Origin of the sequence: Mycobacterium sp. (assembly GCF_032162605.1) — a bacterium.
Taxonomy (GTDB): Bacteria; Actinomycetota; Actinomycetes; order Mycobacteriales; family Mycobacteriaceae; genus Mycobacterium.
The window spans coordinates 1-2,850 of sequence record NZ_JAVROT010000262.1 but is presented as its reverse complement, the minus strand read 5'-3'; the positions used below and the strand labels follow the sequence as shown (position 1 = coordinate 2,850).

Annotated in this window: 1 protein-coding gene; it reads right to left on the bottom strand. The window is 66.7% G+C overall.

Going from position 1 to position 2,850, the window contains the following annotated elements; all coding sequences use genetic code 11:
* Positions 1-16: 16 nt before the first annotated feature.
* On the bottom strand, positions 17-2,850 hold a 2,834-nt coding region (locus QOI01_RS15675; RefSeq protein WP_526382422.1), incomplete at its 5' end, for an amino acid adenylation domain-containing protein.

Below are 2,850 nucleotides of genomic sequence, written 5' to 3'. Positions count from 1 at the left end.
AGCGAACTCCACATCGCTAGAGGAGTCCGATCAGCTGCAGGTCGGTGACGTACTTGACGATGACCGGCGCCGACACCTGAGGAATGTCCGGATTGATCTTGTCTGAGCCGACTTTCGCTTCCTGCACCGCAGCGCGGAACCTGTCGGCCGGCGCAAAGGACCCCAGCGTCGGCTCCGGCGGCTCCAGATCCTTGGAGTCGGCCAACAGCATCAGCAGCATCTGTAGCACCGAATTCTGGCGCTGCCGCTCCGGCAGGGCGAGCAAACCGGTCTCGAACCGCTGCAGCCATTCCCCGAAATCGTCGATGCGCTCGATCGGGTAACCGGCCTCGATCAGCCAGTCCACGTACTCGTCGATCCCGATGCCGTCGTCGTGCGGGTTCATCACGTGATAGGTCTCAAACCCGTCGACCAACTGGGCACCCAGCGTGGTGACCGCCTCCGCGACGAATCCCACGGGCAGCCCGTCGAAGTGCGCGCGTTGCCGCTTCCCGTCATCGTCCAGCTGGTAGAACGAGCCGGGTGCCACGCCGGTGGCCACGAGACTCAGCACCATCCGGGTGACAGTGTCCGACACGTTCAACTGGCCCGCGTAGGCGGTGTCGGCCAGGATCATGCCGGAGCGAAAGACAGAGACCGGCAGCCCGCACAGCTCGTTTGCCTCCCGCAGCAGAACCTCACCGGCCCACTTGCTGTTGCCGTAGCCATTGGCGTAACTGGCGTCGATGGTGCGGACGGGACTGATGACCCGAATGTCGGCGTCCTCGACGAACGCCGACGGGTCGATCTGGCGTCCCACGTCGGACGTCGAGACGAAGGCATACGGCTTCAGCTTCGTGGTGAGCGCGAACCGGATCAACTCCGCGGTGCCCACGACGTTCGGCCCGAAAAGCTCGCTGTATGGCAGGACGCTGTTGACGAACGCAGCGGAATCGACGATCAGATCGACGGTGTCGGCCAATCGCTGCCACGTCTGCTGGTCCAGGCCGAGGTCGGCTTCGCCCTTGTCGCCGGCAATGACCTCCAGCCGGCCGGCGGCGAGTTCGTCGAAGTGCCGCCGCAGTTCCGGATCGCCGCTGTCGAAGATCTTCTCGAGACGGCGCCGCGCGTCCTCGTCGGACTTGGCCCGCACCAAGCAGATCAGCGTGCCATCGACCCGTTCCAGTTCCTTCAGCCATTCCAGCACCAGGTAGCGCCCCAGGAAGCCGGTCGCCCCGGTCAGTAGAACCGTTCGCACCTCGGCACCCGGGCCTGGAAGCGTCGCGGCGTTCATCAACGTGGTGGCATCGATGAACTTGTCCAGGGCGAGGTCGCTGGCATACGCCTCGGCGGCTTGGCCGCCGTGCACGGAAGCAAAGGTAGGTCCGTTGGCCTCGGACGCTGCCAAGCCGGCATCGCCGTCCAATACCCGACTCAAGCCGCTCACCGATGGCGCCTCGAACAAGGTGCGCACGGGAAGGTTTGCATCGAGAGCCGTGTTGATCGCGGCGATCACTCGCATCGCCGAAATGCTGTCGCCGCCGAGGTCGAAGAACGAATCGTCGACGCCGACCCGCTCGACACCGAGCACGTGGGCGTAAATGCCCACGATGCTCTCCTCGATCGCGCCCTCCGGGGCGCGATACCGATCGGCACTCTGGTACTCGGGGGCGGGTAGGGCGCGCCGGTCGAGTTTGCCATTGACGGTCAAGGGCAGCGTGTCGAGCACTACGACCGCGGCGGGAACCATGTACGCCGCAAGTCGCTTGCCCAACTCGCTGCGCATCTCAGCCGGATCGGCGGTCCCGGTCACATAACCAACCAGGCGCTTGTCGCCCGGGCGGTCCTCGCGGGCGATCACCACCGCCTGGTCCACCCCGTCCAACTCCGCGAGCACTGCCTGAATCTCACCCAGCTCGATGCGGTAGCCACGGATCTTGACCTGCTCATCAGCACGGCCCAAGTACTGCAGCTGTCCGTCAGCACCCCACTGCACCAGGTCGCCGGTGCGATACATCCGCGCACCCGGTCCCCCGAACGGGCATGCCACGAACCGCGACCCGGTCAATCCGGTCCGGCCCACGTACCCGACTCCTACGCCGCGGCCGGCCAGATACAACTCCCCGACCACACCGACCGGCACCGGCCGCAACCACTTGTCCAGAACGAACACCGCCCCGCCGGGCACCGGCGAGCCGATCGGCACCACACCCGATCCCGGTGTCAGCGGCGCACTGATCGCCGCATAGATCGTCGTCTCGGTCGGACCGTAGGCGTTGAGCATGACCCGCCCTGGCGCCCACCGATCCACGACCTCGGCCGAGCAGGCCTCCCCGGCCACCACCAGTGCCGTGTTCTCCAGACCCGCCGGGGACAACATTCCCACTGCGGACGGGGTTTGGTACAGGACGCTGACCCCTTCGGCCACCAGCAGCTCGTGGAGGTCAACCGGCGAGCCCGCTACCGACTCGGGCACCACCACCAGTCGCCCACCGTGCAGCAGAGCGCCCCAGATCTCCCACACCGAAACGTCGAAGACCAGGGAATGCCATTGCGACCACACCTGTCCCGGTCCCGCGGGCAGGTCGGCGTGCAGCGACTCCAGCACCTGAGTCACGTTGTGGTGCGTGACGGCCACGCCCTTGGGCACACCGGTGGTGCCCGAGGTGTAGATGACGTAGGCGATGTCGTCGGGCGCCGGTCCTGGCAACGGCGCGTTCGGCCGGGCATCGACGGCGGCCGCGTGGACGTCGATCACCGGTATGCCGTCGAACCTCCCGGCCAGATCACCCGCAGTGACGGCGGCGATCGGGGTGGCGTCGGCGACCACGAGTGCGAGCCGCTCCGCGGGCAGCGCCTGGTCGATCGGCA